At 64.7% G+C, this 19,397-nt stretch carries 16 protein-coding genes and 1 pseudogene; 8 read left to right on the forward strand and 9 right to left on the reverse strand.

The features are described from left to right. Window positions 1–32: 32 nt before the first annotated feature. The 7 genes from IM725_RS05995 to IM725_RS06025 form a co-directional block, all read right to left on the reverse strand. A complete protein-coding gene (locus IM725_RS05995) occupies window positions 33–443 on the reverse strand; it encodes a hypothetical protein (protein WP_193779663.1) in 411 nt (136 codons plus the stop codon). A 25-nt stretch (window positions 444–468) separates the two neighbouring features. Further along, complete coding sequence (locus tag IM725_RS06000; protein ID WP_407692503.1) at window positions 469–1,251, reverse strand: COG4705 family protein; 783 nt, start codon at window positions 1,249–1,251, stop codon at window positions 469–471. Further along, window positions 1,248–1,601 carry a PepSY domain-containing protein gene (locus tag IM725_RS06005; protein WP_193779664.1) on the reverse strand — a complete coding sequence of 118 codons (354 nt, stop codon included), beginning with the start codon at window positions 1,599–1,601 and terminating at the stop codon, window positions 1,248–1,250. The genes IM725_RS06000 and IM725_RS06005 overlap by 4 nt, the downstream gene beginning before the upstream one ends. A 270-nt stretch (window positions 1,602–1,871) precedes the next feature. Continuing rightward, entirely contained in the window at window positions 1,872–2,510 is a 639-nt protein-coding gene (locus tag IM725_RS20700) for an undecaprenyl-diphosphatase (protein WP_193779665.1), read from the reverse strand. Window positions 2,511–2,677: 167 nt separating this feature from the next. Then, entirely contained in the window at window positions 2,678–3,370 is a 693-nt protein-coding gene (locus IM725_RS06015) for a hypothetical protein (protein ID WP_193779666.1), read from the reverse strand. Window positions 3,371–3,443: 73 nt separating this feature from the next. Beyond that, window positions 3,444–4,253 (reverse strand): COG4705 family protein, encoded by an 810-nt coding sequence (locus IM725_RS06020; RefSeq protein WP_193779691.1) that lies wholly within the window; start codon window positions 4,251–4,253, stop codon window positions 3,444–3,446. Window positions 4,254–4,362: 109 nt separating this feature from the next. Next, window positions 4,363–7,461 carry an efflux RND transporter permease subunit gene (locus IM725_RS06025; protein WP_193779667.1) on the reverse strand — a complete coding sequence of 1,033 codons (3,099 nt, stop codon included), beginning with the start codon at window positions 7,459–7,461 and terminating at the stop codon, window positions 4,363–4,365. A gap of 378 nt (window positions 7,462–7,839) precedes the next feature. Between IM725_RS06025 and IM725_RS06030 the strand changes: the two genes are divergently transcribed. The 3 genes from IM725_RS06030 (at window position 7,840) to IM725_RS06040 (ending at window position 11,823) form a co-directional block, all read left to right on the forward strand. Then, window positions 7,840–9,738 (forward strand): bifunctional DedA family/phosphatase PAP2 family protein, encoded by a 1,899-nt coding sequence (locus tag IM725_RS06030; RefSeq protein ID WP_193779668.1) that lies wholly within the window; start codon window positions 7,840–7,842, stop codon window positions 9,736–9,738. 64 nt (window positions 9,739–9,802) lie between these two features. Continuing rightward, window positions 9,803–10,465, forward strand: coding sequence for a response regulator transcription factor (locus IM725_RS06035; RefSeq protein WP_193779669.1), 663 nt, complete (start codon window positions 9,803–9,805; stop codon window positions 10,463–10,465). After that, window positions 10,462–11,823 (forward strand): sensor histidine kinase, encoded by a 1,362-nt coding sequence (locus IM725_RS06040; RefSeq protein ID WP_193779670.1) that lies wholly within the window; start codon window positions 10,462–10,464, stop codon window positions 11,821–11,823. The genes IM725_RS06035 and IM725_RS06040 overlap by 4 nt, the downstream gene beginning before the upstream one ends. A gap of 10 nt (window positions 11,824–11,833) precedes the next feature. Here IM725_RS06040 and IM725_RS20325 read toward each other — a convergent pair whose 3' ends face one another. Continuing rightward, entirely contained in the window at window positions 11,834–12,058 is a 225-nt protein-coding gene (locus IM725_RS20325; protein WP_227753612.1) for an ABC transporter permease, read from the reverse strand. Window positions 12,059–13,471: 1,413 nt separating this feature from the next. On the opposite strand from IM725_RS20325, the gene IM725_RS06050 reads away from it, so the two are divergent. The 4 genes from IM725_RS06050 to IM725_RS06065 all read left to right on the forward strand — a co-directional run bounded on the left by IM725_RS06050 (window position 13,472) and on the right by IM725_RS06065 (window position 15,797). Then, on the forward strand, window positions 13,472–14,545 hold the full coding sequence (locus tag IM725_RS06050) for a ParM/StbA family protein (protein ID WP_193779671.1): 1,074 nt from the start codon (window positions 13,472–13,474) through the stop codon (window positions 14,543–14,545). Continuing rightward, window positions 14,542–14,844 carry a hypothetical protein gene (locus tag IM725_RS06055; protein ID WP_193779672.1) on the forward strand — a complete coding sequence of 101 codons (303 nt, stop codon included), beginning with the start codon at window positions 14,542–14,544 and terminating at the stop codon, window positions 14,842–14,844. The genes IM725_RS06050 and IM725_RS06055 overlap by 4 nt, the downstream gene beginning before the upstream one ends. Window positions 14,845–14,910: 66 nt before the next feature. Further along, entirely contained in the window at window positions 14,911–15,336 is a 426-nt protein-coding gene (locus IM725_RS06060; RefSeq protein ID WP_193779673.1) for a hypothetical protein, read from the forward strand. After that, window positions 15,270–15,797 (forward strand): zinc-finger-containing protein, encoded by a 528-nt coding sequence (locus IM725_RS06065; protein WP_193779674.1) that lies wholly within the window; start codon window positions 15,270–15,272, stop codon window positions 15,795–15,797. The genes IM725_RS06060 and IM725_RS06065 overlap by 67 nt, the downstream gene beginning before the upstream one ends. Window positions 15,798–15,913: 116 nt before the next feature. Here IM725_RS06065 and IM725_RS06070 read toward each other — a convergent pair. Continuing rightward, window positions 15,914–16,057 (reverse strand): annotated as a pseudogene (locus tag IM725_RS06070) (IS5/IS1182 family transposase); the annotation flags it as partial. 302 nt (window positions 16,058–16,359) lie between these two features. Between IM725_RS06070 and IM725_RS06075 the strand changes: the two are divergent. Further along, window positions 16,360–19,305, forward strand: coding sequence for a Tn3 family transposase (locus IM725_RS06075; RefSeq protein ID WP_193779675.1), 2,946 nt, complete (start codon window positions 16,360–16,362; stop codon window positions 19,303–19,305). The last annotated feature ends 92 nt before the right edge of the window (window positions 19,306–19,397 follow it).

Consider the following 19,397-nt stretch of genomic DNA (forward strand, 5'->3'; position numbering starts at 1 on the left):
GGGCGCTTTGAACGCAGCGAGGCGCTCGGGCACTACCGCTTCTCAGCTGCGGTGTCGAACGCCGCGAGGAGGTCCACCATGGCGCGCCTGCATGCGGTCACATCAGGGTGGCCTGCGCGCAGAGCGTCCAGTGCCCGGTCAATTGCCTTGTCCAGGACGTGCCAGTCGCTCGCGGCACGTGGTTTCAGTCCGGCCTCGGCTTCGTCCCAGGCACCCTCCAGGTCTTTGATCCTGGCCTTGGCGCCTGCGAGGTCGCCCTTGTCGACGAGGTTGGCCGTATCCTGCGCAATCTGCCGGAACCTGGTGAGATCGCCGAGTTTCGAGGGGCTGCGTTGCTCCGCGTGCGCTTGGCGAATGAGGGATGCGGTGGGCACCAACTGGCCTGCGACCAGCAGGGCGGCGAAAAGGGCAAGTGCAATCACAGGGGGGCGGATCGTTTTCATTTTGGGGTCGCTTTCTGAAGGATATTCATGGCCGCTGTTCACGAAGCGGAACGGCGGGTCTGAGGCTGATGAACAAGACCAGTGCGGCGATCACCGCCAGGAACAGGGCGCTTGTCACGACGGTGCCGAGTCCAATGCCACCATATTCGCGAGCCTGTGCGAGCAGGTCGCCGAGCGACGCGCCGAGCGGGCGCGTGAGGATGTAGGCGAGCCAGAACGCCAGCACGGCATTCAGCCCGGCGCGCTGTGCCGCTGCGATAGCCACGATGAGCAAACCAAAACCCAGCACTCCGAGCCGGAAGCCCAGGCCTAAAGCTTCCGTCGCGAGATCGCCCGCCGCCGTGCCGAGTGCGAACGTCACGAGGACGGCACCCCAGTAGAACAACTCGCGAGAGCGCGTGTCGATGGCGTTGATCGACAGGGTTCCTTCCGCGCGGTGCCAAACCCAGAACCAGGCCGCAAGCAGCACCGCGAAAACTGCGGTGCTCACATAGAGGCTTACGTTCAGGGTGTCGGTCAGGATGTCGGTGATCTGGGTGCCCACGACACTCAGGAGCACCACGGTGAGCCAGTAGATCCATGGCACGTACCGCCTGCGACTGAGCTGCAGCACCAAAGCGGCGACCAGCAGTGTGGACATCAGTCCCGTTGTGAGCGCCGCGCCCAGGCCGACGTGCACCGCGAGGTAGTCGGCTCCCGTTTCGCCGACCGTCGTGGAAAGTACCTTGATCACCCAGAACGTGAGGGTGATCGCCGGCACCTTGTTCCAAAGGGCCGGCGCGGCGCCAATGCGCGTCGCCACCATCATTTCTTCTCTTGGGCTTCCTTGCGCGTCTCGGCAGCTTCGTGCGCCGCACTTTCCTTCTTCATTGACACGATCTTGCCGGTGATCGCGTCGACCTGGATTTCGGTGACACCGGGCTTGCCGTTGCGTGCCAGGTCGAAGGACCAGATCAGCTTGCCGTGCTCACGTTCGAGTTCGGAGCTTTCGACCTTGGCGTCCGGAACGCGGGAAAGCGCTGTCTGGGTGGCCTGCTCCTGCGAGACCTTGGCCTGAGCCTGCAATTCGGCTTGTGTGGGCTCCGCGGCGAACGCGTGGGTGAGACAAAGAGCGCCGGTCAGAGCCAGCAAAGAGGAAGCGGTGCGTTTGAACATCATGAAAACTCCATCAGTTGTACGCCGTCCCCATGACAGCGCGTGCAGGCAAATCATGGACGTCCATCCTGAGATGCATCTGAGGATGCCGATTCCCTGGGGCGCAGCAGTGGAATAGCGCGGACATGACTATCAATATCGGGTCAACGGCACTTCCAGTCCGGAGACCGTTGTCAAGATGCCGATGAACCTCGGCATGCATACATCGCCCTGATGTTGTTCCATGCGCGCCAGCGACATCCACTGGAGATCACGGACGACACGCGGTGGTGCCTATCGACGCGTGAAGGGGTGTGCGGCTCTGTCCCATGTTCGCGACGCCAGGGCGTACACGGGCCAAAGCTGGGCACGCAGTGCGCGGGCGAGCATGGCACCGGCGGCAGAGGCGGGAAGGGCAGCCAGCACGTCGAGCGGAAAATGGATGCCCAAGAAGACCCGACTCCATCCGACCAGAAGCCCCAAGGAAAACAGAACAAGCCCCCACGGCCTGAAGCGCGTGCCGGCCAAGGCGGCGGCAGCGATCGACCAGAACACGGTGACGTGATCGCTCGGGAGCCCGGGGTCCGCGTCATGGGCCAGGAGCTGTCGACCAAGGTGAAGCATGAACGGACGCGGCTGAGGCCATGCATGTGTCACCACCTGGGCGAGCCCAAGCGCGAACAGTGCGGCTACAAGCATTTCAAGCAGGTTGGAGCGGTCTTCGTCGTCCCCGCGAACCCATGCTGCAGCCATGGCAAGCGGCACGCACCAGATCAGCCACTGTGCGATCCAAACGGCGATGGCAAGCTGCCAGTGCGGCGTGTTGGACGAGGCGTTGATGAGCGCGAACAGTTTCAGGTTGTCCATCATTGAGGAGGTCGCGGTGCCTGCCGTTGGGTTAAAAATTGGCTTCAGCAGCCAGCCGCGAAGCACTCTCTCCTTTCGCCTACGATCTTCCCCGTCCGCCCTCGCCCTCGATCCTCGTCACGACGTTCGTATCGGACTGCACTCCGACGGTCCACGTGACCGCCACATCGCGGTGTGAAGTCGGATCATGGACTCCCGTCCTGAAATCGATCTGGGGAACCTCGTTCGCTAGTTCAAAGTTCGACTTGGTACGCGATGTACACGGATCCTCGGTTTGCGCTGACCCCCTGCAGGCCCCTTCCCACCGAGACAAGCAGATTCCTGCTGCGGGCCAGCCTCACGATGGCACCGACATTGAACCCGGTCGTTGTGGGCTCGCCGTCAGCCTGGGGCGTGCGGTGGACCAGTTCGGCCCCGATCCGCAACCCTTCGCCGAAGGACCGGCTTCCCAGCAGCCCGAAGAACCAGCTGTTGCGGGCGCCAGCCGCCGGATTCGACAGGCGGGCAGCGCCTGCGTCCCATATCCAGGGGCCGGATGTCTTCTGGACCCAGATTGGCAGCAGGAGTTGCGCGTGCCCATTGCCGAGGCCACGTGACGCGTTACCGGTGGGAAAGTACAGCGTCGGGTAGACCGCAGCCATGAAGCCGCTGTCCTCATCGTTGATGAACCGGTACTTCACGCCGAGTTCGATGTCGCCGAGCCCTGCCTGCAGGCCGGCACCGGGCGCACGACTGAACGCGCCGGGCACGGCGAAGTGACACTGCGTTTCCTTCGCACACCCGTAGTTGACGTCAGCCCCAACTGATCCAGACGACCTCGTGGCGGCACGGGTCGCCTGGAGCGCCAGGTTGATCTCGGTGTGGTGAAGTTCGACGGGCTCGGGGTCGTCCGTGAGGAAGGGCGGCCCGGCGTGCGCCGCTGTCACCACGCATAGTGCACACAGGGTTACTGGCAGTCTGCAGCGCTTCATCGCCACGAAGGCAGCGGATGCGTGTGCGCTAAGCCGCTGCACCGGGCGCCGCTGGCCGCTGCGGGATGAGGCGCACGCACACCAGCACGAACGCCACGAGGGCAATCGACGCGTACAGTCGGCTCAGGTTCAAGCCGCCTTGGGCAAGCGGCTTGTCAAGGAAGTCTCCCAGCGTCGCGCCCAGAGGCCGGGTGAGGATGAACGCAGCCCAGAAGAGTGCGGTGCGCGACACTTTGGTCCAGAAGTAGAGAGCGGCGACGATCGCCAGCCCTGCTGCAAACACGAGTGCCCCTGTCTCGTAGCCGAGCCCCATCCCACCGCGGTCGGAGCCTGCAAGCCAGTCGCCCAGCGCCGTGCCCAACGTTTGCGAGAAAAGGATGGTGCACCAGTAAAACCACTCCACCCTTGGCTTGACGATACTGCGGAAGGAAACGGTGCCTTCGGCCTTGTACCAGGTCCCGAGGCTGACCAGGAGCAGCGTCGCTACGAGCGCCACGCCTCCCGGGTAGCCCAAGCCGACGGAACGGTCCGCGAAGTCCGCGATCGTCGTCCCCAGAGTCGTGGTGCCGACGATCGTCGCCCAGTACAGGTAGGGGTGGAAACGTCCGGCTCTCACCTGCGCCGCCACCAGCGCGATGAACACAACCGCGAAAATCAGCGTGCCGATGACGTACCCGAGGTTGAGCGACATGGTCACCCAGTCGCCCCCCGTCTCACCGAGGGTGGTCGCCGCGATCTTGATGATCCAGAAGCCGAGGGTGATTTCCGGCACTTTGCTCACGGCTGTGCGGAGCGCGGAGCTGCGGTCGCTGCGCGTGGGGTCAAGCGTATTGTTCATGTTTGCTTCGCTGGAATGGCTCATTCTGTGGACAGAAGGTACCCGCGCCACCTGAAACCAGCCTGAGAGCCGCGTAGGACCAAGACGCGGATGAATGCCCGACGACGCTTCAGGCCCCGCGTGAGTTCCCCGCGGCGAAGGTCCTCTGCACGCGGGACAGCCCGGCGCGCGCGAACCGGTCCACGTAGAGGTAGATCACCGGCGTCGTGAAGAGGGTGAGAACCTGGGACACCAGAAGTCCCCCGACCAGCGTGACGCCCACCGGCGAACGCAGTTCCGCTCCCGCACCGGTACTGAGCGCCAGCGGCAGCGCCCCGAGAAGTGCGGCGCCGGTCGTCATCATGATGGGACGGAAACGCAACACGCATGCGCGACGGATGGCGTCGCGCGCAGTGGCGCCTTCGCGACGCCGAAGGTCCTGTGCGACGTCGACCATCATGATGGCGTTCTTCTTCACGATGCCGATCAGGAGGATGACGCCGATGAGGGAAATGACACTGAGGTCCTGACGCGTGATCAGCAGCGCCAGGAGGGCTCCGAGACCCGCCGATGGCAGCGTGCTGAGGATCGTCACCGGGTGGGCGAAGCTTTCGTACAGGATCCCGAGGACGATGTAGACCGCGAAGATTGCTGCGGCGACCAGCCAGGGCTCGCTGCTGCTGGACGCGACGAAGGCCTTCGCGTTGCCCTGGAAACTGCCGTGCAGGGTCTGCGGCAGCCCCGCTGTGCTCAGCGCCTTGCGAACGGCGGACACCGCATCACCCAGGGCCACGCCTGGCACCAGGTTGAAGGACAGCGTTGCTGCCGGGAACTGACCCTGGTGGTTCACCTCGATGGGCGCCCATGCGCTCTCCAGGCGAGTGAAGGAGCTGAGAGGGACCAGCGCACCGCTCGCCGAGGGGACACGCACCTGTTCCAAAGCTGCTCGATCCGTCTTCTGGTCCGGCAAGACCTCCAGGACGATGCGGTACTGGTCGGTCTGCGTGAAGATGGTCCCGACGATGCGCTGACCGAACGCGTCATACAGCGTGTCGTCAAGGACTTGTGGCGTGATCCCGTAGGTGGCTGCGCGCTCGCGGTCGATGACCAGCGCCGCATGCTGCACGCCAGCCTGCAGATCGCTGGCCACGTCACTCAGCTGGGGAAGCCCTTTCAGCAGGTTCACCAGCCGCGGTGTCCAGGTGGAGAGCTCCGCCAGGTTCGTGTCCTCCAGCGTGTACTGGAACTGCGTCGCGCTGCTTCGGCCTCCCACCTGCAGTTCCTGCCTGGTGCGGAAATGCACCTCGACCCCGGTCAGGTCTGCGACGTTGTCGCGCAAGCGGCTCATGATTGCCGTGGCAGAGCTGCTGCGGTCGGAGAAGGGCTTCAGGTTGATGACAAGCCGCCCCTGGTTCAGCGGCGACGGATTGATCCAGCTGTACACATTGGCCACGTCCGGGTCCGCAACCACGCGGCGCACCACCTCGAGCTGGCTGCGCGCCATGGCGGGCGACGAGATGTCCGTGCGCGCCTCGGTTGTGCCCACGATCTGACCGGTGTCCTGCTGCGGGAAGAAGCCTTTGGGGATGACCACGTACAGGGCAACCGTCGCCGCAAGGACGCACAGCGTGACCGCGAGGGTGAGAGCCGAGTGGCGAAGCACCCGGTCAAGGGCGCGGGCATAGGCGCCGGCCAAGCGCGCATAGCCGGATTCCAGCAGCGAGGTCAGCATGCCCGGGCGACGTCCCAGCTCCAGCCCGAGCAGGACGCGACACAGCATCGGCGTGATCGTCAGGGACACCACGGCGGAAACGAGCAAGGCCACGCACAGCGTCACCGAGAATTCGCGGAACATGCGGCCGACCACGTCGCCCATGAACAGCAGCGGGATGAGTGCGGCAATCAGGGAGACGGTCATCGACACCACCGTGAAGGCGACTTCTCCGGCGCCCGCCAGCGCGGCTTCGAGGGGAGGTTGCCCTTGCTCCACGTGCCGGATGATGTTCTCGATGACCACGATGGCATCGTCGACCACGAAGCCGACCGCAATAGTCATGCCCATGAGCGAAAGGTTGTCGATGGTGTAGCCAAGGGGAGCGAGCACCGCAAGCGTGCCAGCGATGGACAGCGGAATTGACAGCGCGGGGATCAGCGTGGACCAAAATCCGTGGAGAAACACGAACACCACCAGCACCACGAGCAACACCGTGAACAACAGGGTGCGCTGGACATCGGTGAGGCTCGCCCGGATGGTCTGCGTGCGGTCGTTGACAATCTCCAGATTCACCGAACCCGGTAGCGTGCGCTGAAGCTCCGGCAGCGCCCTTCGTATTGCGTCCACGGTTTCCACAACGTTGCGCCCGGGCTGCTTGTGGATGTCGACGATGATCGCCCGGTGGTCTCCGATCCAGGCGGCCTGGTGGACGTCCTGTGGGCCGGCGACAGCCCGGCCCACGTCGTGCACGTGGACGGCGGCGCCATTACGCCAGGCGAGAACGACGTTGTCGTACTGCGATGCGTTCACCAACTGGTCCGACGCGTCCAGGGTGGTGGACCGCTCCGGCCCATCCAGCGTGCCCTTCGGTGCGTTGGCGGAAGCGGTACCCAAGGCCGCGCGGACTTGTTCCAGGCTCAAACCGACGGCGTTCAGCTTGTTGACGTCGATCTGGACCCGGATGGCGGGCCTCTGCTCGCCATGCAGGTCAATGAGGCCGACGCCCGGAAGGCGCGAGAGCTGCTGTGCAATATAGGTGTCCGCATAGAAGTCCAGCTCGTGCAGCGGCATGGCGTCTGAGGTGACGGCGATCGACATGATCTGGAAATCCGCCGGATTGGCCTTCTCCCAGGTCGGTGGACTGGCGAGAGTTTTCGGTAGCAGGGAGGAGGCCGACGCGATCGCCGCCTGCACGTCCTGGGCGGCAGCATCGATGTTGCGCCCCGGCTCGAACTGTAGCGTGATGGACGTGGCTCCCGTGGCGCTGCTGGAAGTCATTTCCGAAAGTCCCTGGATCAGCGTGAACTGACGCTCGAGTGGCGTGGCGATCGACGTGGCCATCAGCTCGGGACTTGCCCCTGGGAGTTCGGCCGAGACCTGTATGGTTGGCAGCTCCACCTGCGGCAAGGCTGCGAGCGGCATCAGTGCGTAGCCCGCCGCTCCCGCCATCAAGATCACCAACATGAAGAGTGTCGTGGCGACTGGCCGGCGCACGAAAGGTGCCGAAAGATTCATGAAGTGGAGGGGGGCGAGCCGGATACTGCGTTCGCGCCATCTTAGTGCGGCGCTGATGCGCCGCCCGCACCTTTCTCCCCGAAACTTTCCGAGCCTATTGAGAGTGATGCCGCGAAGGATCGCGAACGTGCGAAACGCGCATCGTAGGCGGGCAAGCTGAGACGAAACTGAGGACCGCGTAGGACTTGGCCCCGATGACAGCGCGCGCCCTTCGGGGTTGAAATTCGCGCATCATCACGTGTGTCTCAAAGCCAAATCGAGCATTAGGGAGCTATTTTGACTGCCAGTTGGAACCACGCAATTGCCATCGCTGAAGCCCACCCTTCAGCGGCGCTTGCCGTGGTCGGTGTAGTTGCCCTTGCCGAGTCACTCGCTGTCGTGGGAACGTTCGTGCCCGCGGCGCTGGTTCTTTTCTGTGCCGGGGTGCTCGTCGGGAATGGCACTCTGGGCATCCTGCCAACCCTGGGAGTGGCAGCGATCGCTGCAATCGCTGGCGATGGCGTGAGCTACGAGCTCGGCCGAAGGGCGCAGCGGACAGGACGCCTTCCTGCGATCACTCTGCGCCATCGCGCCTGGTTCGACAAGGCTGAAGCGTTGATTCACCGCCGTGGGGCAGCCAGCGTCCTGATCGCCCGATTCACTGGAGCGATCCGCGCATTCGTTCCGCTTCTCGCGGGCTTTGCAAAGATGTCGCGTGGGCGCTTCTATTTTGCGAACGTGTTTTCGGCTGTGCTCTGGGCGCCAGCGCACATCCTGCCTGGCGCCTTGTTCGGCAATTCATTGCACGTCGCCGAAGCCGTGAGCGGCCGGCTGGCTCTGCTACTCGTCCTGCTCGTCGTCGTGTTGTGGTTCTCGGCATGGGCGGTCACGGCGCTGCGGCGGAACCTGGCCGCTTTGGCCATGGGGCTGCGGGGCCGCGCCGTCGCAGCGATGTCCGTGCACGATACGCGTTGGTCACGCGTTCTGCGGCGCTTGCTGGATCCGGAGCGTTCCGAATCGACGGCGATGCTCGGCGCCATGGTGGTTTTGCTCGGCGCGGCGTGGGTCTTCTTCTCAGTGCTGGAAGACCTGCTGACGCACGACTCGCTCGTGCGTCTGGACCTGAGCGTGTTCGCATTCCTGCAGCAGCTACGCACGCAGGTGGGTGATCAGGCAATGATTGTGTTCACGGAAGCTGGCAGCGTTGGCGTATTGCTGCCACTCATCGTGCTTGTCCTCGCCTGGCTGTGCTGGCGCCGAGCTTGGCGGACGGCCGCGTACTGGGTAGGCTGCGCCGCCTTCGGCGAACTGCTGGTGCAGGTCCTGAAGTACACGCTAGGGCGGCAGCGGCCGCTGACTCTGTACACCGGCAATGAGCAGTTCTCCTTTCCGAGCGGCCATGCTTCGGTCAGCGCGGTGGTTCTTGGATTCCTGGCCTTCCTGGTTTCCCGCGGTCAGCCATCTGCGTGGCGTACTGGCGCAGCGTTGCTCGCCGCGCTCTATGTGACCCTGGTCTCATTTTCTCGCCTGTATCTCGGGGCCCACTGGCTTTCCGACGTGGTGGGGGGAGCGAGCATGGGCCTCGCATGGGTCGCCGTTGTGGCCATGGTGTACACACAACGCGGCGTCCATGACTCGCTTGCTCCAAAAGGGCTTGCTGGCGTGGCGCTCCTTGTGCTGGCAACGGGCACACTGTCGTGGCATTACTTCCGCGGTTCGGCCGACCTGGCCTTCTATGCTGTGACGCCAAAGACCCGGGCTCTCACTGCCTCTGCGTGGACGCAGAACGGGTGGCGCCAGTTGCCCGAGCGACGGCGGGAACTGGCCGGTGATGGGGAGGAACCATTCTCCGTGCAGATCGCATGTCCTCCGGACGAACTGGCCCAAGCGCTCGCATCGGCCGGATGGACTTCGCCGCCGCCATGGGACTTTCAGTCGATCCTGCTCACAGTAACCGGATCCGTCGCGTCGGACGCGGCGCCGGTGCTGCCGCGCTTTGACCAAGGCCGGCGAGCAGACATCACCCGTGTGCGCACGGGGGCTACGCAGGACGTGCGCGGCGTGGTGCGCCTATGGCGCTCCAACGTGCAGCTCGTGGTGCCTAGCGTGCCGACCGAGCCGATCTGGTATGGCGCTCTGTATAGCGAACGACGAGATAGCGGAAAGCTCCGGGATCACGTGACAACTGCGCCGCCCGACGCCTTGATTGCGAGCGCCAGGCAAGCGGGGGTCACTCAAGTCGGCTCGCTGGTACCCGGCATGCCGGTGCTGTTGGCGTGTCGCATTCCAAAGTCCTAGCGCCGGGCCTTCAGCGTGGTTTCAGCGCGTTGCGGTAAGGTTTCATCCTGAGGAGATCAGCCGCATGCGCGTCCTGCTTGTCGAAGATGATCCGATGATTGGCGCTGCCATTGTCCAGGGGCTGGAAGATGCAGCCCATGCGGTGGACTGGGTCCGTGACGGCGAGCGTGGGCTGCTGGCACTGCATGACAACCGCTATGACTTGCTCTTGCTGGACTTGGGGCTTTCTGGCATGGACGGGGTCGATGTGCTGCGAACCGTTCGGCGCAACGATGCGGCCTTGGCCATCATGGTGCTCACTGCGCGCCACCAGGTGGATACGCGCGTGGATGTGCTCGACCTCGGTGCGGACGACTATCTCGTCAAACCTTTCGAGCTGAAGGAACTGCTGGCGAGGATGCGTGCGGTGATCCGCCGCAGAGGCGGAACCGGCGAGCCGCTCCTCGTTTGCGGAGACTTGTCCATTGACCCGGCATCGCATGAGGCTGAGTTCCGCGGCGCCCGCTCGCGGCTGTCCAGCCGCGAGTTCGCACTCATGGAGGCATTGCTGCGGCGACCGGGCGCGATCCTGTCGAAGGGGGACCTCGAGGAGCGAATCTACGGTGGGAACGAGGGGGTCGAAAGCAACACGGTCGAAGTGCTCGTGTACGGGCTTCGTCGCAAGCTTGGCCCCACCGCAATCCGCACAGTGCGCGGAGTTGGTTACATGGTGGATGCAGACACGTGAAGTGGGCCGGCCCTCATCGCTCGCTGCAGTGGCGGCTGTCTTTCGGGCTCTTCGCGGCGATCGTGCTCACAGGTGTGCTGGCGGGTGTTCTGTCCTACGTCTGGGCACTGCACGACGCCAACGAGATCCTGGACGGCACACTGGACGACACCATGTCGCTGATTTCCAGCGGCCAGATGGCATTGCCGACCCAGGCCGCCCAACTGCGAGGATCTGAACCGGAAAACGATGTCCTGGTCGTGCCGCTTGGGGCGTCCGGCAGCGCCCGGACCGACATGGCCGCCATGTTGGATCGACTGCAGAACGGAATCCACAGCGTGCAGTGGGAGGACCGCGGCTGGCGCGTCCTGGTGAGCTCGTTGCAGCCTGGAGTTCGCGTCGCTGTCGCCCAGCAGACCCAAGTGCGCGATGAAATCGCGCAACACAGTGCCATTCGCACGCTCATTCCTCTGCTCCTGCTCATTCCCCTGCTGGTTCTCCTGGTTCGGGAGGTCGTGCGCCGCACCCTCGCTCCTATAGCTTCCTTGGCGCAGCATGTCGACTCCAACGCGATCGGCCCGGCGGCCCGCTTGCCCGACGCTGACGTACCGCTGGAGCTTGAACCTTTCGTGAACTCGATCCGGCGCTTGCTTCAGGAGCTCACAGACACGTTGGAGCACCAGCGGCGCTTTGTCGGCAACGCAGCCCACGAGTTGCGTTCGCCGATGGCCGCGTTGCAGCTGCAGGCCGCCAACATGGAGACGGTCCTCGCTGGTGATGAAGCGCGTGCGCGCCTTGGCCAACTCCGGCTGGGCATCCAGCGCATGCAGCAGTTGTTGGAGCAACTACTTTCGATGGCCCGCTCGGAAACGGAATGGGGTGAGCGTCGTCCCGTACGCCTCGGCGAGGTCGCGCGCGAAGTCATTGCGGAATGCGTCACCGTGGCCGCGGCCAAGGAAATCGATCTCGGAATGGATCGGTGCGACATGGATCTGTTCATCGCCGGCACGTGGGTGGACATCGCCACGCTGCTGCGCAACGTCCTTGAGAACGCGCTGAAGTATTCACCGCCCGGTTCGTCCGTTACGGTGTCGGTGTACGCGGACGGCACCACGGCCGTCCTGACCGTGGAGGACCAGGGGCCGGGAATCCCGCCCCAGCACCTGCGCCGCGCGTTCGAGCCTTTCTACCGTGTTCCGGGTGTGCAGGAGCCTGGAACGGGATTGGGTTTGGCAATCGTCGCCGCGATCGCCAAACGGATGGCTGGCCACGCCACTTTGCAGACTCGAGAGGGAAGTAAGGGGATGCGGTTCGAGTATCGCCAGCTAGCGGTTCCGGCTGAGGGACGCAATAGCGGCGTCCCTCACCAGACTACGTAAAGACCAGCCGTCACCTCTGCGAGTTCGTGGACAAGTGGTCCAGCCGGAGCCGATGACGCGCGTCAGTCACCCGCCAACTTGCCGCAAGAACCGCCGCCGCGGCACCGAACCCCGTCGCCCCCGCCAGCAGGAACAGCACGAGGACCTGGTATTTTGCCGCCTCGAAGGGAGGCATCCCTGCGAGTACCTGGCCCGTCATCGTGCCGGGCAAAGTGATGATCCCGGCAGCCGACATCTAGTTGATCACAGGGATCACGCCACTTCGAAGGGCGTCGCGGCGCACGGCCGCAAGAGCCTCGTGGCGACCTTCCAATTCCTTATCAGCCATATCAAACCTCCAGTTGAAGAAACACACACACAACACGGCGACCCCGACGGGACCGCTCGGCTCTGACCCCTCCAAGCGGAAGAACCACAGCCCAGCGTCCACAGGAACGCGCTTCCAATCCCACCTCATCTCGCCTGCCGGCGAACACCAATCGAGTCGTTTGTCAGCCCCCAGGAGTTGAGCAATGCATACCGTGCGCGTGGAGAGGGGCAATTCCTCCACGGTCTTCCGTCCCGCCAGGGACAGAACCCGGCCTGAGGCCAGGAGCTACGCGCCAACACGACGCGGGTCCTTGTGGGGACCATCCAGTGCCAAACCCCAGAGGGGGCGTGGCTGTGTTGCTTTCCCTACCTGCACAGACTCATGTGCAAGCCGTAAGAGCTGGGTAACTCGACCAGGCGCGGTTAGGCGGCTGACCGGTGCTATCGCGATCAGCGACAGCTCCCAGATGCATACGGGACGGGAAAGATTTGCCTGATGCCTCCCCAGGGGGGGGAAGCAGACCGTGGATGCCCGGACGAATTGGTGTCGGGACTCCATGGGCCCATCCCCTCGGGGACGGTGGTATTGCATTGCTAGTGGGCAGGCGGTGTTCTTCCGCTACCAACTTCCAGGGCATCACCCTGGCTGCCAGCTATCGCGTGACAGACGTTGTTTTTCGTCTTTCCCCGTAGGGAGCGACGCGGGGCCAGTGGCCTCGATTTCCGCAGCGGTGTTCCCGTCTGTGGTGCGCAGCCCTCTCAGGTTGCGTCTGGTATTTGCAAGGTCGAGCCTGCTACTCCCGAAGGAAGTGACGCGACTTTAGCCAGTCCCCAGACCCTCCGCAAGCGATTTGGGACACACCCAGTAGTTCTCAGCAAAGTAGTACGCGACCGCCCGGAAACCCGCATCAATGCTTGTCGTCGTGACCAGTCTCGTTGCTTCGTCTTAGTTTGAGCGAAGCCTGGACCCGAAGGGACAGGGATCCACCATAGCCGTTGCGCTTGCCTCGGGATCCTGACCGGATCAGGCCGAGCGTCAGCCGCTGGCCACCGTGTAGCCGGAAAAATTATGGGAAATCGACTTGTGGTCAGCGCTGGCGGAGGGGAGGACTTGCGCCGCCGAATGGTGACCCGAACGCTCGTGTCGCGCGGCAAGGCGCGGGCGCTCTTGCGCATTTTTCGGGCGCAGTCGCGCCCTGCTCATGTGTGTGAGCCTGAGTGGGGCGCCGAAGTTGATTTTTGAGGCGCTTCCGCGCCCGCGGACCCGAAACGGTGGACGTGGCAGGTGCGCGGACCGGACACTTCCCCCACGCCAACTTCCGGCGTTTTTAGGAGAGTCATGAAATCCGAACCGCACACCACCATCCCGGTAGCCGCCATCGACGTGGGCTACTTCGGGACCAAGTACGCCACCAGGCCCGCTCCGGACAAGCCTGTGCACTGTGGCGTCTTCCCTTCCCTCGCGCCCGTCCTCAGCTCGGGCGAGGTCGATCACATCGCGACGAAGGAGCGCGTCAACGGGTTCGTCGTGCCCATTGACGGTTTGGCGTACTTCGTGGGGGTGGACGCAAAGGCGCTTTCGAATGCTTTCGAGTCGCGGCCTGTCGAGCGCAACTACGCCCGCACTGCTCGGCACCTCGCGCTTGCCCGCGGGGCGATGATCTACATTGCTGAGACCGTGCGTGCGGTGGGCAACTTCCGGCTGAACCAGCTCGTCGTGGGTCTGCCGCTGACCACCTACCGTACGCATCGTGACGAGCTCGCAGCCCGCCTGAAGGGTGTGCACGAAATCCCGAACTACCGTGGCAACGGGACCATCACCGTCACTGTGGAAAATGTGATCGTCCTGATGCAGCCCGCCGGCGCTCTGCTGCACTTCGCCGAAAAGGAGGGGGGCAAGCTTGCCGGCCCTTCCCTGGTTTGCGACGTCGGCGGCGGCACGCTCGACTATCTGGTGACGCAGGATGGCTTCAAGCCGAACACGAACCGCTCCAGCGCGAACGAGATCAGCATCCTGGCTTATTGCAACGCCGTGGCGGAGGCGTTGAATCCGGCCTGGACCATGCAGGCTGACCTCATCGACCGCATCGACCATGCCATCCGCCAGCGGGCCCCCTTCGACGTTTTGGGCACTACGTACACCCCGGCAACTTACTGGCCGTTCGTGCAGCGTAAGGTGGAGGAGTCCCTGTCGCAGATGGAGTCGAAGATTGGCTACCTGGACAGCTTCACCCGGATCCTCATGACGGGCGGCGGCGCTGGGGTCTTTGCGGAGGTGCTGATGGCCAAGCACCCGCATGTCAAGAAGATCGTCAAGGTCGAGACCGACCCGGTCTTTTCCAACGTCAAGGGCTTCTGCTGGGCGGGCGAGCGTTATGCGGCGAGCGCCAGCCGCGCGGTGCAGCCGGCATGAGCAAGTCCACTGAGCGTGCGGCCAAGCCTGAGAAGGCTCACGTGACTATCGACCCCGGCATGGGCTCGTTCTACGAGTGGTTCATGACCTGCGACCGCCGCTATCGCGCGCGGGAGCTGGTCCATCTCGCTCGCTGGGCTCATGAGGAAAGGAGCAGGCGCGCTGCAGAGCCGAGTGAAGCGCGCCCCTCTAATCCTCCCGCGCCATCTGCCACGGCCACCCTGGGTTCCCTTGCGCCCATTGCCCAGCGCGAGGAGCCTGAGGGGTTCGACCACCTGATCGACCCGGCGATGCACTGACCGGGGTTGACAGGCATTCAAGTCATGAGAGCCTAGGTTCGTACCAACCGAAAAGGACACAGCTACATGCCCGATATCGTAAGTCTCGACCTCACTCCGCACGGTGACAGCGATCACGACGACGACCCGTTCGTCGTCGCCCGGTCGGCCGTCGGCATCGCCCGCGAGCCGGCCAAGCTCACCCGCAGCGATTTCCGCCTGCACGGTGGCGGCACCCCTCACTGGCTGGTGCGGCACCCCCTGGGCATCGACATGCTGGTGAACCAGCTCCAGGCCGTGCGCCCGGACATGAGCGTTCCCCGCTACCGGATCTCGCCCAGCATGTACTCACTGCTGGACGGGATGGTCGATGTGCTGGGCATGCGCGCCTGGCCGGAGCCCAAGACCATGGCCGAGCGGGTGCGCGCCGGCTGGCTGATCGTGCGATGCGTCTACTGCCAGGGCGCGGCCCGGCCGCTGCCCGACTGGCGCGACGCCGCCAGCTCGGGCTGACACTGGTGGCGACGGTGCACCCTCTCCGTTCGGACCATTTTGGGCAATCGGCTCCCTCGGACGGGACGGTCGGCCCCGTTCGCTGCCAGTACTGTCATGCCTCAGCCCAGCTGGTGAGCGGCGAGACCCTGTATCCCGACCAGCCCGCCAAGCACCAGGCGCAGTTCTGGCACTGCGCAAGCTGCCGGGCATGGGTCGGCTGTCATGACGGGACCGACCGGCCGCTCGGGACTTTGGCGGACAGCCGCCTGCGAAACGCCCGGATCGCCGCCCATGCAGCCTTCGACCCCCTCTGGCGCGGTGGCGGCCTGAACCGCACGCAGGCCTACCTGTGGCTGGCCAAGGAAATGCAGCTGTCCGAGGCCGAGTGCCACATCGGTCACTTTTCAATCGAGCAGTGCGCAGCGGTCCTGGACGCGGTGGAGCGGCGGCGGCAGCAGGAACTGCTCGGTCTGATCTAGGGATGGTCTGAACAAGGCTGATCAGCGCTCTAGACTGGCCTGATCGAGCAGCGCCGAAGCGATCTGAAGGTGTCGTGTTCCGTATCGGCGGGCGCATTTGCCCGTTTCGCAGTTCCTCAGGCTGCCTGCGGACGTACTGCTGCCTGCATCGCCATCAACTTCTTGCGCGCCATCCACAGGTTCGACAGCGCGAACAGCGTCAGGACATGCGCGGTGTTCTTGGCCAAGCCGCGAAAGCGCACCTTCACCAGCCCGAACTGGGGTCGTCTTGTTGGTCATGCGTTTTAGGACGCTAGCGGGACCTAGCATCCATGCGGGTTTGCGGGGTGGTGCCCCGCTGCAAGCCGCATGAATGCTCGATTCTCTGACCCCTCCCGCGACATCTGGAAACCGAAGATCTGCCTTGAGGCCCGGCCGCTACACTCCGTCCCGGCCGCGACCTGCGGGTGGCGGCCACCTGCTTTTCCTCCCTGAGCAGGTGCCTCTGCCGCTCAGGCCATGAGGCTTCTGGCTCCGGCCTACAGATGGCCAGAGCCTCTTTTCGAGACGGCAAAGAGGATGCATGGAGCATTGGCGAACCCCCTACCTTGGCTTGCGCGAAGTTCCCCATGGGCTCGACGACTTCGAGCTGACGACGTTCTTCTCCTACAGCGCGTCGGAGCTGGGTTGCATCGGCGCGCGTCGCCAGCCCCTGCACCGCCTGGCGGTGGCCCTGCATATCGGGTTCATTCGCATGGCTGGCTGCACGATGGATTCGTTCGAGCGCATCCCCAAGCGGCTGTTGTCCCACATCGGTGGACAGGTCGGCGTGCCGGCGCCGGAAATCGCGACGCTACGCTCGCTCTACTCCGATCGGCCGCGCACGCTGGCCGATCACCAGCAACTCGCCTATCAGGAGCTCGGCTTTCAGCAGATGACCGAGCACCAGCGCCGCTACGTCGTGCGCTGGCTGCGAGAAACCCTGGCCGGACGCGGCGGCGTCAACGGTCTGCTCCCCGAATTGAAGCGCTGGTTCTACGAGCACCAGATCCTGCTCATTGCCGATCGTGAGCTAAAGCGCTTCATTGCCGAGGCCGTCCGCGACCGCGAGGCGCAGTTGCTCCAGGCATCGATGAAGGCCTATGGGCCCGAGCGCTTGACCGAATGGGCCGACGCGATCACCGGCGAGCGCGACGACGGTACCCCGCACCAGACGTGGCTGTGGGCGCCGCCGCGCAAACAGTCCACCGTGCAGATGAGTCACTTCTTCGAGAAGCTCGAGTTCTTGCGTGGCCTGGGCGTGCACGAAGGCTGGCCCGACGCCGTCAACGACGCGGCCGTGCGGCACTTCGGCCGCCGATGCGCGACGCGCGCGCCGACGGTCAGCAAGCGTATCACCTCCGACCGCCGCGCCCTCGAAGTCGCCTGTTTCATGCGATACGCGCTGTGCAGCGCATCCGACCAACTGCTCCTGATGCTCCGCCGCTGGATTCGAACCATGGCGAGCCGGGCGAGTACCGAAACCGCGCCCAAGGTCGCCGACGCCCAGGCCAAGCTGCGCCAGTTCGCGACGGCCGTGCGCAAGCTCGCCGGCGACGACAAGCTCACCCGCCAAGTCCTGCGCGAGAAACTGCGTGCCATGGCGGACGCCACGCTCGCACAGGCCAAGATCAGTCGTGCCGCGCTGGCCCGCGCCTGGCTGGTGGAGCGGCCCCAGCAAGCTCGGACGGTACTGGCCAAGCTGATTGAGCTGCCGTTGGCGTCGGACGGCGACCACCCGGTCACCGCGGCGCTGGAAATGCTGCGCGGCGTCTACGCGGGCCGCGGCCGAGAACTCCCGCCGGCGGCCCACATCGACCTGGGCCGCCGCTGGCGAGAGGCCATCGGCGCCGAGGATCGGGCCAAGGCACTGAGCGCCTTCGAGTGGGCGACGCTTTTCAAGCTGCGCGTGGCGCTGCGCAACGGCTCGGTTCACCTGGCGCATAGCTTCGCGTTCCGTGGTCACGCGGTGCTGTTGATCCCCAAGGATGTCTGGCTGGCCCAGCGCAACCACCACTACGGGCACCTGAAGCTCACGCAAGATCCGAAGGAATACATCGCCCGAGTCAAGGAGCAGTTGCAGGAACGCCTGAAGCAGTTCGCTGATGTCGTGGTCGCCGGCGAGCTGCGCGTCGACGAGGAAGGCATCCACCTCGAACGTAAGCCGGCCGGCCCCGAAGATCTGCGCGTGTCCGAGCTGCGCCGGGCGCTGTACGCTGGCCGCAGCCTGGGCCAGATCGCCGAGATGATCCTGCAGATCGACAGCAAGCTGCGCTTCAGCTGGCTGTTGCTCGGACGCGAGCCGTACAACCGCAGCGAGCTCTTGTTGGTCTATGCCGCCGTGCTCAATCTCGGCACGGCGATGTCCGCCGCCGACGTGGCTCGCATGGTGCCGGGCGTCAGCGCGGACGCGCTGCGCCAGATGACCAAGCGGGTGTGTGATGACCGCAAGCTCCGCGAGGCGGCCGACGCCGTGTTCCAGTACGTGCAACGCTACGACATCACCCGGCACTGGGGCCACAGCGACATGGCCTCGTCGGACATGATGAGCCTGGAAACGCCGCGTGCGATCTGGCAGGCCCGGGCCGATCCGCGTCGGCACACCGCCTCGATCGGGATCTACACCCACGTGCACGACCGATGGGGCTTCTTCTACGACCAGCCCATCGTGCTGAACCGGCGCCAGGCGGGCGCCGCGATCGAGGGCATGGTGCGCCAGGAAGCCGTCGACGACATTGGCCAGCTCGCGGTCGACACGCACGGCTTCACCTACTTCGCGATGATGCAGGCCAAGCTGCTCGGGTTTGATCTGTGTCCGCACCTGGCCGACCTCAAGCACCGCCGACTACACCTGCCGGTCGGCTTTGAAGTGCCGGACGTCTTGAAGGCCATCATCAATTGCGACCTCGACGAAGCCGCGATGGAAAAGAACTACGACGAACATGTGCGCATCGCCAGCTCGATACGTGTGGGCCGATGTTCGGCCGTCCAGGCGCTGGACCGATACGGCAGCGATGCGCGCGGCCAGGCGGCCTACGACGCCGGCGTGCAGCTCGGCAAGATGCTCACGTCGTTGTACCTGATGGACTACTTCCTGAACCCGGAATTTCGCGCCGAGGTCCGGCACGCGCTCAACCGCGGCGAGGCGATGCACACGTTGCAGCGCGCGATCCACGATGGACAGATTCCGAACGACCTTGCCAAGCGCGACGACTCGTTGCTGGGCGTGTCGTCGGCGCTGAGCCTGTTGTCCAACATCGTCGTGGCCTGGAACACGGAGGGTATGCAGGCAGCGCTCGACGGCATCCGCGCCGCCGGCGCCGAGCCGCCGTCGCAAGACTTGCGACGCGTCGCGCCGACGAACCTCGAGGGGATCAACCTGCGCGGCACCCTCGATTTCCCGGTGGAGAAGTACGCCGAGCGTATTCTGCCGAGCACTGTCGCCGGTGCGGGGCGGCCAGCGGGTGCGCGGTCTGGTGTTGGCGGTTGACGGCCACGAGGTGCCTGTCGCGACCGTCTGCTTCGGAGCTTCACGCTGCGCCGATTGCCATTCAGAGTGCTCGTTCAGACCAACTCAGCCGT

The organism is Ramlibacter aquaticus, from assembly GCF_015159745.1.
Classification (GTDB): domain Bacteria; phylum Pseudomonadota; class Gammaproteobacteria; order Burkholderiales; family Burkholderiaceae_C; genus Ramlibacter; species Ramlibacter aquaticus.